The organism is Stenotrophomonas sp. 85239_Sma (genome assembly GCF_056481725.1).
Genome location: NZ_CM151163.1, coordinates 446328 through 458750, shown reverse-complemented (window position 1 = coordinate 458750; position 12423 = coordinate 446328). Strand labels below are relative to the sequence as shown.

Annotated in this window: 18 protein-coding genes; 8 read left to right on the top strand and 10 right to left on the bottom strand. The window is 66.9% G+C overall.

What is annotated here, in order from left to right; genetic code table 11:
* The first annotated feature begins 22 nt into the window (after positions 1-22).
* Positions 23-394, top strand: coding sequence for a MerC domain-containing protein (locus ACYKG1_RS02100; RefSeq protein WP_014645760.1), 372 nt, complete (start codon positions 23-25; stop codon positions 392-394).
* A gap of 12 nt (positions 395-406) precedes the next feature.
* Here the strand turns inward: ACYKG1_RS02100 and ACYKG1_RS02095 are convergent, their stop codons facing one another.
* Entirely contained in the window at positions 407-691 is a 285-nt protein-coding gene (locus tag ACYKG1_RS02095) for a metal-sensing transcriptional repressor (RefSeq protein ID WP_014035800.1), read from the bottom strand.
* A 48-nt stretch (positions 692-739) separates the two neighbouring features.
* On the opposite strand from ACYKG1_RS02095, the gene dmeF reads away from it, so the two are divergent.
* Positions 740-1732 carry a CDF family Co(II)/Ni(II) efflux transporter DmeF gene (gene dmeF, locus ACYKG1_RS02090; protein ID WP_478471701.1) on the top strand — a complete coding sequence of 331 codons (993 nt, stop codon included), beginning with the start codon at positions 740-742 and terminating at the stop codon, positions 1730-1732.
* An 88-nt stretch (positions 1733-1820) separates the two neighbouring features.
* Here dmeF and ACYKG1_RS02085 read toward each other — a convergent pair whose 3' ends face one another.
* Positions 1821-2105: a hypothetical protein gene (locus ACYKG1_RS02085; protein ID WP_075675503.1), complete on the bottom strand. Its 285-nt coding sequence runs from the start codon at positions 2103-2105 to the stop codon at positions 1821-1823.
* Between the two features lie 90 nt (positions 2106-2195).
* On the opposite strand from ACYKG1_RS02085, the gene ACYKG1_RS02080 reads away from it, so the two are divergent.
* The 3 genes from ACYKG1_RS02080 to ACYKG1_RS02070 all read left to right on the top strand — a co-directional run bounded on the left by ACYKG1_RS02080 (position 2196) and on the right by ACYKG1_RS02070 (position 3969).
* Positions 2196-2612, top strand: coding sequence for a hypothetical protein (locus tag ACYKG1_RS02080; RefSeq protein WP_478471699.1), 417 nt, complete (start codon positions 2196-2198; stop codon positions 2610-2612).
* Positions 2613-2681: 69 nt separating this feature from the next.
* The gene (locus ACYKG1_RS02075; protein WP_478471698.1) at positions 2682-3062 is read left to right on the top strand and encodes a hypothetical protein; all 381 of its coding nucleotides are present in this window, start codon (positions 2682-2684) and stop codon (positions 3060-3062) included.
* Positions 3043-3969 carry a class I SAM-dependent methyltransferase gene (locus tag ACYKG1_RS02070; RefSeq protein WP_478471696.1) on the top strand — a complete coding sequence of 309 codons (927 nt, stop codon included), beginning with the start codon at positions 3043-3045 and terminating at the stop codon, positions 3967-3969. The genes ACYKG1_RS02075 and ACYKG1_RS02070 overlap by 20 nt, the downstream gene beginning before the upstream one ends.
* A 3-nt stretch (positions 3970-3972) precedes the next feature.
* Here ACYKG1_RS02070 and ACYKG1_RS02065 read toward each other — a convergent pair whose 3' ends face one another.
* The 3 genes from ACYKG1_RS02065 to ACYKG1_RS02055 all read right to left on the bottom strand — a co-directional run bounded on the left by ACYKG1_RS02065 (position 3973) and on the right by ACYKG1_RS02055 (position 6247).
* A complete protein-coding gene (locus ACYKG1_RS02065; RefSeq protein WP_478471694.1) occupies positions 3973-4941 on the bottom strand; it encodes a polysaccharide deacetylase family protein in 969 nt (322 codons plus the stop codon).
* Between the two features lie 64 nt (positions 4942-5005).
* A complete protein-coding gene (locus ACYKG1_RS02060; RefSeq protein WP_262082986.1) occupies positions 5006-5551 on the bottom strand; it encodes an RNA 2'-phosphotransferase in 546 nt (181 codons plus the stop codon).
* Positions 5552-5587: 36 nt separating this feature from the next.
* Entirely contained in the window at positions 5588-6247 is a 660-nt protein-coding gene (locus ACYKG1_RS02055) for a hypothetical protein (protein WP_478471693.1), read from the bottom strand.
* Positions 6248-6381: 134 nt separating this feature from the next.
* On the opposite strand from ACYKG1_RS02055, the gene ACYKG1_RS02050 reads away from it, so the two are divergent.
* Positions 6382-7062 (top strand): hypothetical protein, encoded by a 681-nt coding sequence (locus tag ACYKG1_RS02050; protein WP_478472686.1) that lies wholly within the window; start codon positions 6382-6384, stop codon positions 7060-7062.
* Between the two features lie 28 nt (positions 7063-7090).
* Here the strand turns inward: ACYKG1_RS02050 and ACYKG1_RS02045 are convergent, their stop codons facing one another.
* A complete protein-coding gene (locus tag ACYKG1_RS02045; RefSeq protein ID WP_262082984.1) occupies positions 7091-7264 on the bottom strand; it encodes a hypothetical protein in 174 nt (57 codons plus the stop codon).
* Between the two features lie 9 nt (positions 7265-7273).
* Positions 7274-8086, bottom strand: a complete 813-nt coding sequence (locus tag ACYKG1_RS02040; protein ID WP_478471691.1) for an alpha/beta fold hydrolase — start codon at positions 8084-8086, stop codon at positions 7274-7276.
* Between the two features lie 221 nt (positions 8087-8307).
* On the opposite strand from ACYKG1_RS02040, the gene ACYKG1_RS02035 reads away from it, so the two are divergent.
* Positions 8308-8787 carry a nuclear transport factor 2 family protein gene (locus tag ACYKG1_RS02035; RefSeq protein ID WP_478471689.1) on the top strand — a complete coding sequence of 160 codons (480 nt, stop codon included), beginning with the start codon at positions 8308-8310 and terminating at the stop codon, positions 8785-8787.
* 75 nt (positions 8788-8862) lie between these two features.
* Positions 8863-9279 (top strand): XVIPCD domain-containing protein, encoded by a 417-nt coding sequence (locus ACYKG1_RS02030; protein WP_087921353.1) that lies wholly within the window; start codon positions 8863-8865, stop codon positions 9277-9279.
* Between the two features lie 46 nt (positions 9280-9325).
* Here the strand turns inward: ACYKG1_RS02030 and ACYKG1_RS02025 are convergent, their stop codons facing one another.
* The 3 genes from ACYKG1_RS02025 to ACYKG1_RS02015 all read right to left on the bottom strand — a co-directional run bounded on the left by ACYKG1_RS02025 (position 9326) and on the right by ACYKG1_RS02015 (position 12331).
* Entirely contained in the window at positions 9326-10429 is a 1104-nt protein-coding gene (locus tag ACYKG1_RS02025; RefSeq protein ID WP_478471687.1) for a hypothetical protein, read from the bottom strand.
* A 37-nt stretch (positions 10430-10466) separates the two neighbouring features.
* Positions 10467-11042, bottom strand: coding sequence for a hypothetical protein (locus ACYKG1_RS02020; protein ID WP_478471686.1), 576 nt, complete (start codon positions 11040-11042; stop codon positions 10467-10469).
* 143 nt (positions 11043-11185) lie between these two features.
* The gene (locus ACYKG1_RS02015) at positions 11186-12331 is read right to left on the bottom strand and encodes a YncE family protein (RefSeq protein ID WP_478471684.1); all 1146 of its coding nucleotides are present in this window, start codon (positions 12329-12331) and stop codon (positions 11186-11188) included.
* Positions 12332-12423 lie beyond the last annotated feature (92 nt).

Here is a 12423-nt window from a genome sequence, read left to right as displayed (position 1 = left end):
GTTGCGCAAGGAACCTCCCCCAATGAAGTCGCCGTCTGCCGCCCTGCTCGATGCCGGCGCGGTCGCCCTGTCCAGCCTGTGCCTGCTGCACTGCCTGGCACTGCCCCTGCTTGCCGCCGCGCTGCCACTGTTTGGCACCTGGGCCGAAGCGGAATGGGTGCACCTGCTGTTCGTGGCCATCGCCCTGCCGCTGACCGGCTACGCGCTGTGGCGGGCCGAGCGCCGTCACCCATTGCCCGTGCTGGCCTGGGCCACCGCCGGCGCCGGGCTCGGCCTGCTGCTGGCCGGTGCGCTGGCGCTGCCCTCGCACGATTGGGAAACACCGATGACCGTCACCGGCAGCCTGCTGCTGGCCGCCACGCACATCTGGAACGCGCGGCACCGGCACGGGTAGTGCCGGCCGCTGCTATTTGCCGTAGCGGCGCAGCAGCTCCACCAGCACCGCGGCCTCGTCCGCCCGCTGCTGCGGGTCTTCGGCGCCCACCACGTGTTCCTGCAGGTGCTCGTGCAGCAGCTCCATCAGCAGGCTGTGGGCGGCACCGCGCACGGCGGCAACCTGCACCAGCACGTTCGCACAGTCGCCGGCCTCACCCTCCGGCCTGTCCAGCGCCTGCTCCAACGCCGCCACCTGGCCGCCGATGCGGCGCACCCGGGTCAGCAGCTGCTTTCGATGCTTGTGTACATGAGCCATGGCGGGATCATATACCCTATGGGGGTATCCACTCCACCCTCTGACCCCATGCATCTGGACGCCCTCGCCGCCGCCCGTCGCCACGAACACCGTTTCGACGACGGCAACCCGCTGGCCGAACGCAACACCCGCCGCGCCCTGTGGCTCACCGTCTGCATGATGCTGGTGGAGATCGTCGGCGGATGGTGGTTCAACTCCATGGCCGTGCTCGCCGACGGCTGGCACATGAGCTCGCATGCGCTGGCGCTGGGCCTTTCGGTGTTCGCCTATCGCTGCGCGCGCCACTACGCGCACGACCCGCGCTTCGCCTTCGGCACCTGGAAGATCGAGATCCTGGCCGGCTATACCAGCGCCATCGCCCTGCTCGGCGTCGCCGCGCTGATGGCCGTGCAATCGCTGGAGCGGCTGTGGGAACCAGCGCCGATCCACTACAACGAAGCCATCGCCATCGCTGCGGTCGGGCTGGGCGTGAACCTGCTGTGTGCCTGGTGGCTGCACGACAGCCCGGGCCACGCGCATCACCACCACGGGCATGAGCATGGCCATCACCATGGGCATGACCACGATCGCCACGATCACCACGATCACCACGATCAGAGTCACGCACACGGCCACGACCTCAACCTGCGCTCGGCGTATGTGCACGTGCTGGCCGACGCTGCCACCTCGGTGCTGGCCATCGTCGCCCTGCTCGGCGGCAAGCTGCTGGGCCTGACCTGGCTGGACCCGGTGATGGGCCTGGTCGGCGCCGTGCTGGTGACGGTCTGGGCGATCGGCCTGCTGCGCGACAGCGGCCGCATCCTGCTCGACGCGCAGATGGACGCACCGGTGGTGGCCGAAGTGCGCGAAGTGATCGAGCAGGGCCCGTGGCCGGCACGCCTGGCCGACCTGCACGTCTGGCAGGTCGGCCGCGGCAAGTACGCGGTCAGCGCCAGCGTGGTCACCAGCGACGTTAGCCTCGATGCCGATACCGTGCGCAACGCGCTGGCCATCCACGAAGAGCTGGTGCACGTGACGGTGGAGATCCATCGCAGCGCATGACCCGCGCCGGGTAGTGCCGGCCGCTGGCCGGCAACCCCATGAGCGCCGCACGCAACCTGCAGGTGCCGGCCAGCGGCCGGCACTACCGCTACAGCTTCAACATCATCCGCAGCAGATACATCAGCAGCGGCAGCGCGCTCAGCACCGCGCCAGCAATGCCGATCCACGGCCAGCGCTCACCGCGCACGCGCGAGGCCACTGCCAAGCCGCCGCCCACCAGCGCCGCACCCAGCACGCCCACGCCCAGCCCTGCGGCCATGCCATTGCCACCCGCAGCGACGGCCGCCTGCGCCGCCACGGTGCCCGCGCCCCACCCCACTGCAATCCCCAGCCAACTGGCCACGCCGCACCACGGTGCCTTGCCCTGCGCCATCCGAAAACCCCTGTGCTCTTGCCGAATTTCTGTACGGGCCACGCCCGCGTGCTGCCTACACTAGCCGCACCTGCCCTGTAGGGACATCCCATGCGCACGCTCCGCCTGCTGCTGCCCGGTGCCCTCCTCCTGCTCACCGCCTGCGGTGGCGACGCCGGACTTCCTTTCAGCGCCGACCCGTTGCAGGGCTGCTTCGCCACCGGCGCGCGCAAACCGGCCGACTTCCGCATCGACAAGGAAGGCGGCCAGTACTTCGTCTCCTTCAGCCGTGGCGAGCAGTGGCAGCGCGAGCCCAATGCCCTGCACAAAGCCAACCGCAGCGAGATCGGCCGCTACTTCCGCGATGATGCCGATCAGATCGACAGCGCGTTGATCCGCATGGCCGGCGGCTTCGGCATCTTCCACTTCAACAAGGGTGCCACGTTGAAGGGCAAGGCCAGCGACAGCGATTACATGGCGCTGATGCTGATCGGGGCTGGGCCCGTATACGCGGTCAAGTGCCCGTAAGACGCAATGATTCTGATGGCGGCTCAGGGCAATATGGGCACATCCTGTCTTCTTTGAGGAGCGATGCCAATGCTGCTGTTTCTGCTGCTTGCGGTAAGCGCACCGAAGACCCAGGGTGCCTATGACCAAGTCCGGCAGCTGCCCGATGGCCAGACCCTGATCATGCGCACCCTGGACTGGGATCTCGGTGATGGTCGCCATGAGCGCGTCACCGTGCATTGGCTGATGCAGGAAGACGGCAGCCTGCGCTACGACTTTGATCAGCAGCCACCAGAAACCCAGGAGGTCCACCGTCGGTCGTGCGCGCTGCAGGGCATGCGGCCATCGCGTGGCGTCAACATGATCTCAGGAGAAGGCACCACGCACGGCTACAGCTGTACCAGCGGCAGCGTCGGGCCCACGCTCGACTCCTCCCTGCCTGCATCCACGCATGGCGTGGATCTACTGTGACATCGGCTTGGCGCTACAACAGCTGCGGTACCATGCCCTCCCCCGAACCGCCCCGGTACCCGCCGTGCCCCATTACACCGGCCCCCTGCTGACCCGCGACAGCGCCGACACCCTGCGCCGTGCCCATGACAAGGGCGCCGCCGAATGGCAGGGCTCGCTCGACCTCGGCCGCAGCCAGGACACCGTGGTACTGCACGCCGACGGCTTCCACTTCCGTGGCCAGCCCTACCCGTGGCCGGGCAAGCTGAAGGACCGCACGCTGTACTACTGGGATGGCGAGGCGTTCGAGCCGATCTCGCGCTACAGCGGCTCATTGATCAAGCTGGTGCCGACCGAATGGGGTGCCCCCACCTTCGAGATCGACGGCATCAAGATGCTGCCGACCTCGAAGCTGTCGCCGTTCGAGGATGCGCGCCGCAAGGTCGAGCTGGTCGCTCCCGCCGGCAAGGTCATCCTCGATACCTGCGGCGGCCTGGGCTACTTCGCCGCGTGCGCGCTGGAGGCCGGTGTCGGCCAGATCCGCTCGTTCGAGAAGAACGCCGATGTGATGTGGCTGCGCACGCTCAACCCGTGGTCGCCGGATCCAGACTCGGCTGCCGCCGGTGGCCGCCTGCAGTTCAGCCACGGCGACGTCTCGCAGCAGATCGAACAGGTGGCCAGCAACAGCGTCGATGCGATCCTGCACGACCCGCCGCGCTTCGGCATCGCCGGCGAGCTGTACTCACAGGTGTTCTACGACCACCTCGCCCGCGTGATCCGCAAGGGCGGTCGGCTGTTCCATTACACCGGTGCGCCGAACAAGCTGACCAGCGGCCGCGACGTCCCGCGTGAAGTGGCCAAGCGGCTGGAGAAGGCCGGTTTCAAGGCCGAGCTGGCGCTTGACGGCGTGCTGGCCGTCAAGCGCTGAGCTTCACTCCGAATCGACCTTGGCCAGTTTCATCACCCACGCCGGCACCTCGGGTTCGCCGGCGTAGAAGTCCCTCGGCTTTTTCTCTGCCATCGCCCAGCGATGCAGCCAGCTCGGGCCGTAGCGGCCGTTGTAGCCTTCGGCACCGCGTGCGTAGGCCGGGTCACGCATCGCCTCGTCCAGTGAAATGAAGCGATAGCCGCGGCGCTTGGTAGCCGCCACCAGTTCGGCGAACGTGGCCGCGTTGAGCTCATTGGCATGCATCAGCCACACCTGCGGCAGCGCGTACCCCAACAGCGCCTGCGACTGCTTCTCGTAGTAATCCAGCTTGTTCAGCATGTACGGCACGTAGCCTTTGCGCAGCTGCGCCAGCGTCGCTTCGCGTGCAGGCGAGTCCGCCTGCTCGTTCATCACGTTGGCATAGGCGAACGCCCACACCCACTCGCCGTTGTCCACCGTCACCGGCGCCACGCGGTAGCCCTGCTGCTTGAAGAACGCATCCATCTGCGCACGCTCTTCCGGTGTGCGCCCGGCACGCAGGTAGGGATGGCGCATCCACTGCGGCGCCTGCCCCTTCTCGGCCAGCAGTGGCCGCAGCACCGTCTCGCCGCGCAGGAAATCCTGCTGGAACGCCGGCACGCCCTTGGCATTCAGATCCATGTGCGAGTACGTGTGGTTGCCCAGCACATAGCCCGCATCGCGCCACTCGCGCAGCATCTGCACCCGCGCTGGCTGCACCTGGCCGTCCACCTCAAGCTTGTTCTCGTTGACGAAGCCGACCACCGGCACGCCCGCCTGCTGCAGTTGGGACATCAACGCCGCATGCCGCGCCTGCAGGTCCGGCGGCATGACCTGGTCCAGCCGTGCCCATGGCAGGTCATCGATGGTCACCGCAATCCGGCGGTCCACCTCGGCGGCATGTACCGCCAGCGAACACAGCAACAACGGCAACGCACGCAGCAACGAGCGCATCGGGTCTTCCCTGGAGTGGCGAGGCGTCGACTGTAGCGCGATTGCCGCGCGCCGCCGAGCGTGCTCAGCCCGCGATGTACCGCGGCGGCACGTGCGCGGTCAGCCACACGCCATTGGCCGAACGGTGGAACACATGGCCATCGGCATGCATGCGCCCGGCATTCACGCTGAGGATGACCGGCGCACCGCGGCGTGCGCCCACCTGCTGCGCGGTCTGGCGATCCAGCGACAGGTGCACGTGCTGGCGCTCGCCAGGCCGCAGGCCCTGCTCACGGATGGCACCGACGAAGCGAGCCACCGTGCCGTGGTACAGCCATGCCGGCGGCTGCAGCGCCTCCAGGCCCAGATCCACCTGGATCGAATGCCCCTGGCTGGCGCGGATGCGCAGACCGTCGTCGCTCAGCGCGAAGCGCTGCTTGTCATTGGTCTCGACCACCGCCTGCAGGGTGTGCCGGTCCAGCGCCACGCCATGGTCGGCCATCCGCTGCAGCAGATCATCGACATCGGCCCAGCCCTGTGCATCCAGCTGCAGGCCGATTTTCTCCGGTTCGTGGCGCAACACCAGGCTCATGAACTTGCTGGCGTGCTTGTGTGAAGTATCCGTACTCATCGGCATAGGCTGCCGCAGATCACCGCCGGATGCCAGTTACGCCCCTGCCGATCGTGCCGCCCGGGCCCGCGCGATCGCACGCCAAAGGGCAACCCCGCCGGCCATCGCGGCCAACAGCAGCACCGTCAGCACCAGCGCCAGATCATCCGGATTGCGCAGCAACGGCGCGTTCTCGCGCGTCAGGATGTGGAATACCACGCGCTGCGCCTGCTCCAGCGGCACATCGCCCTCCGAAGCCAGCTCCACCAGGCACGCCGTGGGTGACAGCCGCGCCACGCTGCTCCACGCATTCTCGTATAGATGCAGCACCCATCCGGCCAGGCCCAGTGCGCCGCCGTGCAGCAGCATAAGCGCCACGTTCGCCGTGCGCAGCCGATCGCGCAGCCACAGCGCACGGCTTGCGCATACCGCCATGGCCCCCACCAGCGCCAGCACCACGCCCACCCATGGAATCCAGCCCAGGGGTTGCCAGTCATCCAACGCGCCCGCGCGCGCCATCACCTGTTCGGCAACCTGCAAGCGCGCCTGGGCGTCCGGGCCCCCACAGGCCACCGTCACCGGCTCCAGCAACAGCTCCACACGGTAATGGAAGAAGCCGGCGGCCAGCACCACCGACAGCAGCGCGACCCACTGAAGCATCAACAATATCGGCCCCTGCCCACAGATACGACGAATTCGGGACGTGGCAGGGCTCATCGGTTCATCCATGACAGCAAAGAGCCATCCTACCCAAGCGCCCCGTGCCTGTCGGCTGGCGGATGCGACACGCACCACCCAGCACCGTTACGATGGCACGGTTGCTTGAATCCGAAATTTCCCTGGTAGTCCCGATGGTGATGCTGTATCTGGCCGTGCGGACGCTGCTGCCACTTCTGGCGTTCGGGCTCACGTGGTGGCTGCTGTCGCGCCTGATCAATGCGCGCGTCGCCCGGATGCCACGCGTCCCGTTGAACCTGCCGGAGCACAGCAGCAGCCCCCGCAAGAAGGATCGACGCATCTACGCGCGCAAGCTGCGCCGCAAGCCAGGCCTGCGCACGGCCACCCGCGCCGCCACCGCGCCCCGCAGCTGGCACATCGCAGCAGCTGTCTTCTCGCTGATGGTGCTGATCGCCACCGTGATCGCCATGCCCGATGGCGCACGCTTCCAGGTGATGGTGGGCAATTTCATTGGTTATCCGGGAACCGTCATCGAGGTGCAGGTTCCCGTGGCCGCACAGCCCGTCGTGCTGCAGGCATGGCAACCCGCGCTCGCGCAGCTGGGGCGGCCCACGGCGATGCGCTACCCGATCGGTCGCACCGGCGGCGAGCATGAAGCCCATGCGGTCGTGCCCGTACAGGTGCGGCAGCAGGGTGATCGCATGCAGGTGGCCATCGCACTGCCGGTAGACAGCGAAATGCTGCGCGAGGAGCTGGCACGGCTTGCAGGAATGCCGGTCGAGGCGATCAACGTGCAGCAGCGCGACATAGCGCCATGGCGGGAGTCGGGCTGGCAGCCACTGCCCGGTCTGTAGCGTCGAGCCATGCTCGACACAATGAGAATCACGCCCCGCGCGGCAGCTTCGCCGCCCACATGTTGTCCACCAGGTTCGGATAGCGCCGCCCGTTGTCCTCCGCACGCTGCCGCGCGGCTGCCTTCTGTGCATCCGACAACGGCTGCGACACCTGCCCCTTCGGCTTGGGCTTCTTCCACGGTGGTGTCTTCGGCTCGCGCATCGCCGCAGCTTATCGCTTCAGGAAGTTCAGTAGCGCAAGATTGAAATGATCCGCATGGCTGGTGTTGCAGCCATGCGGCGCGCCTTCCAGGATCACCACCTCGCTGCCCGCAATCGCCTCATGGGTGCGCTGGCCGGAGCCCTCGAACGGCACGATGGCATCGCTGTCACCGTGCAGGATCAAGGTCGGCACCGTGATCTTCTTCAGGTCATCGCGGAAATCGGTGGTGGCAAACGCCTTCATGCAGCCCAGCGCCGCCGCCTGGTCGGATTGATGACACAACGCGATCGCTGCCTGACGCGTCTCTTCGGTCACCATCAGCTGCCCGTTGGCGCTGAAGAAGTCACGGGTGAACCCATCGAAGAACGCCTCGCGGTCCTTCTCCAGCCCACTGTGCATGTCATCGGCTTTGTCCTGCGTCAGCGGTCCCTCGGGGTTGTCGTCACTACGCAGCAGGAACGGTGGCACCGCCGCGGCGAACACCACACTGTGCAGGCGCTCCTGGCCGTGGTTGGCCACGTAGCGCGCCACCTCGCCGCCGCCCATCGAGAAACCGACCAGGGTGATGTCGCGCAGGTCACGTTCCTCGATCAACCCCGCCAGGTCCGCCGCCAGCGTATCGTAGTCATAGCCTTCGGCAGGCTTGTCAGAGCGGCCAAAGCCGCGCCGGTCGTAACTGATCACCCGGTGCTGGGCATCGCGCAGGATCGACACCTGCGGTTTCCAGGCATCGGCGGACAACGGCCAACCGTGGATCAGGATCACCGGGCGGCCGTCGCCACCACTGTCTTCAACATGCAGGCGGATGCGGAAAGCAGGCATGGGAGCTCCTGTGGAAGGGGAGGATTGCAGGCTAGCGGCCACGGCCTATGGCAGCCGTGAGGGAATCGCGCCCGCCCGTGACATCGCCTGCACACGCGTCCGTACAGCGCCGCACCGGCATTCCCGGCCTTCGCACCGCGCCTTCCCGGTTTCGTCGCAGCGCCGTACCGCCGTGGTCACCGGCATGCCAGCCTGCGCACATCACTCCCGGGAGTTTCGCCATGTTGCTGCTCACCCTGCCCCTGCTGGCCGCCGGCCTTGCTGCCGCACCGTCGCCCGCCGATGACCTGCGCGAACAGATCCGCCAGGCTGATACACGGCTCTTTGCTGTGGCCTTCGAGGCCTGCGACGCCGAGAAGGCCGCCGCGATGACCACCGAAGACATGGAGTTCTTCCATGACAAGGACGGCAAGTCGGCCAGCAACCGCGAGGACTTCCGCCGCAGCGTGGCCAGCATGTGCGACAACGCGCGCAAGGGCGGCTGGCACCTGCGCCGCGAGCTCGTGGAATCTTCGCTGCAGGTGTTCCCGCTGCACGACGAGCGGGCGCTGGAAATCGGCAACCACCGCTTTCACGAACGCGGCAAGGACGGCCTGGAGCGCTGGGTCGGCCAGGCCCGCTTCATCCAAATCTGGCGCCGCGTGGACGGGCACTGGCTGGCCGAGCGGGTGATCAGCTACGACCACCACGCAGCGGACTGACCCATCGGGCGTGCTTCACGGGCCGGATCTATACTGGCGGGGTCCACCACGACCCACCGCTACCGTCCGATCGCCATGGCAGAGATCACCCCCAACCATCCCGAGTACGGCCTCAACCAGCAGATCCGCCAGGGCGTGGCCGCCCTGGACGCCCAGCATGGCCGTCCGTTCGACCAGACCAGCGAGCGCCTGACCGCCAGCCTGACCGTGCTCGCCCGCGAGCAGGGCCTGCAGCAGGTCGACCATGTGCTGGTCAGCAATGCGACGGCTCAACACCCGGCCGGGCACAACGTCTTCGTGGTGCAGGGCGACCCGGCCAATCCGGCGCACCTGCGCGCGATGATGCCGACGGCTGTGGCGGTACAGACGCCGGTGGAGCAGTCGCTGCAGAAACTGGGGCTGGGTGTACAGCCGCCGGCGCAGGCCGAGCAGCAGACGCTGGACGCACAGGCGCAGGACCCGCAGCAGAATCCCGTGCATCGACTGGGGTGAATGCCACCAGGCGTCGATGCCATCGACGCCTGTGGAAAACCCTGTATCAGCCCATTCGCGGCTGAGCGTGCTGCGTCTGCTGTTGCAGCTGATCGTCCTGCGCGACGCGGCTGGCCTCGCGGCCCTGATGCTGCGCGCTGGCGAGCTGGTACACCTCTTCAACCGTGCCCTGCTGGGTATCGGCCAGCGAAAGGCGCTGGCGGTTCGCCGCCGGATCCGGTGATGCTGTCTCGCCCGTGCGCTGCAGAAAGACATAGCCCGGTGCATCCGCCGCACCGCCACTGCTGAAGGCCACCTGCAAGGCATCGCGTTCGGTGTAGCCACCCTGCACCGCCAAGCGCGTCAGGTGGCCCGCCAGCAGTTCGGGCTGCTGTCCCGGCGGCAGCCCCTGCCGATCGGCGGCCTCACCCAGCGCCGCACGCACGCGCTGGTCCAGCGGATGCAACGCGTCACCCGGCACACGTGCGTCGTTGGCCAACCGCTCACCACTACGCTCACCCAGGTCGTCGTTCTCGCTCAGCAGGTGCTGCTTCCACGTGCGATCGGGCATCGGGTTGGTTTTCGTACGATTGAGCTCGCTGTCGGGGAACGGTGGATCGATGCTGTCGACGCCGTGGATGTTGCGCAGCGGACGATAAGCGTCCTTGCCTTCGCCCTTCATGCCCAGGGGAATGCGCACATCCGGAAGAAGCTGCGCGGCAGGACCGACCAGCCCGTTCACGTCGATACTTCTTTTCCGCTCGATGCCGGCGTGATTCAGCGCTTCCCAGGTGAAGTCCACGCAGTTGTGGCGTACGTCCTGATAGTGCTTGCTGAAGCCGAATTTCTCCGGGTCCGAGCCGAACTGCTGGAGCTTCTTGTACTGATCTTCACTTATCTCGAGCGTACGCGTATAGCGCGGGTCCTTATAGACCGTTGCGTCATCCTCCATGATGGTGCCCGGACCATTCATGCTTCCATGCTCCTTGGGAGCAAATCCATAGCTCTTCGCAGGCACGCCGGGGGCATGCAGGACGTAGAACATATGGCCGGGGGCGGACGTCTGCGGAATGCCCTCCGCGTCGACGGCCTGCTTGTGCGTCCTGGGGTCGATCAGCGGTGTGCCAGGTGCAGCGATAACGATCTCTACGGTATAGCGTGGCTTGTCCATAAGGTGGTTCCTTCGTTCCTTCCAGTGGTGAGGTGGATTACTTGCCTGGCGGCCGAGCTGCGTGTACCCGCAACTGAGCCGCGTAATGCTGCAGTTCCGGCGTGGCCTGCACAGTGCGAACCTGTACGCGATAGCGCGTATCACGCTCCAGTGGCAGAGCAACCAGGCTCAGCGTGTACTGGCCGTCACTGCCCATGTGCGGCGACGTATACCGCCATTCGCTGGAGGCATGCCATTCTGGAAGCTGCTCACCTGCATTGAGCACCCCGGCTTGATAGCTGTCGTAGGTGGGAACATCCTTCCAGGCATCAGCGCCCCATTGCTGCAGGGTCACCTCGAGCGGGACCCTCATCGTGCCCACGTCAGGCTCGTCCGGCCTTGGCGTCGCTTGGCGCTGCAACTCCAGCTCCAGCGCATACGTGCGCCCCGGATGGAAGTTGCGGGCATTCGTCTCGAACTCGAACCGCACCGCCTGGCCCGGTTCGGCCACATTGATCGGCTTGACCAGATCCAGCGGCTCCGGCGCATCCGGTATGCGGCTGTTGCAGGCGCCGAGTGCGCCCGCCAGCGTAAAGAACAGGCCAGCGCGCAGCCAGCGATGGATACCCAGCATGATTCAGACCCTTTGGCTCCCTGCCATGGGCTTCCACCCTAGCGAGCAGCCTCCGGCACTGCAACCGGGCAAGGAAAAAGGCAGGGTCTGCACCCTGCCTTCTTCACGCGGCACGTCGGCGGGCGGGGCCCGGCGTCAGCGCCTTACAGCTGGATGCGCGCCACGCTCTCGTCAGCGCCCTTGTCATCCTTCTCGCCGTTCTTGATGCTCACGAACAGCACGTTGTTCTTCGCATCCAGCGCCAGGCTGTTCGGGTGGGTCGGCACCCTGTAGGTCGCCACCTTCTGGTAGCTGTCACTGTTGTAGGCCGTCACCGTACCGGCCTCGCGGTTGGTCACGTACAGGCGCTTGCGCGGTGCATCCAGCAGGATGCCCAGCGGGCCGGCGTCGGTCGGGATGCTGGCCAGTTCCTTGCCGGTGCTGCGATCGAGCACCAGCACGCGCTGGCCCGGATGCTTGCTGACCAGGCCGCTGCTCTTGGCCTGGTAACCACGCAGGAATTCCGAGCCCTGGTCGGTCACGAACAGGCGCTTGCCTGCCGGGTCCAGCGCGATGTTCATCGGCTGCTCGGCGGCAATCTTGTGCTGCGCCACCACCTTGTTCGAATCGGTGCCCACCACCACCAGGTTCGCCAGCAGGTTGCTCGTGTAGACGCGCTTGTTGGCCGCATCCAGCGCCAGGCCCGGTGCCTTGGCATTGCCCAGGCCGTCGATGGTGTTGATCACCTTCAGCGTGGTGGTATCGATCACGAACAGCACGCTGCTCACGTCCGGCTGGCTGCTGTGGCCGGTCACGTACAGGCGGTTGGCCGTGCTGTCGACCACCAGCTCGCGCAGGTCGTGGGTGTAGGCGGCCTTGCCGTCCTTGCCGGTCTTCTTCTCCATCAGCTGGATGGTGCCGACGGCCTTGTTCTGCGCGGTGTCGACCACGGTCACCGACAGGTCCACGGTGTTGCCCACGTACAGGCGGTTGTGGGCGTCATCCAGCACCACGCCGAACGCCTTGCGCTCCAGCGGGATACGGGTTTCCACGGCCAGCGTGGCCGGGTTCAGGCGCAGCACCTGGGCCGGGCCGGCATCATCGCCGAAGCCACCGGACGAGGCCACGAACACGGCGTTCTGCTTCGGGCTGTAGGCCAGCTCGTACAGGCCCTTGGCCACGGCCTGGCGCTGCACGGTGGTGCTGGCGCTGGCGGCAGGTGCGTTGTCGGCGAACGCCGAAGGCACGCCGAGGCTGAGCGACGCAGCGAGGGCCAGGGCGGCCGAACGGAAGAGAGGATTACGGAACATGCGAGCGTCCTTGAATGGGCACGGGAAGGTGTCCTGGCTCGCTGGGCCGTACTGCGACGGCCCGCCCCGCATCTGTCTGCGCGGGGTGGGCT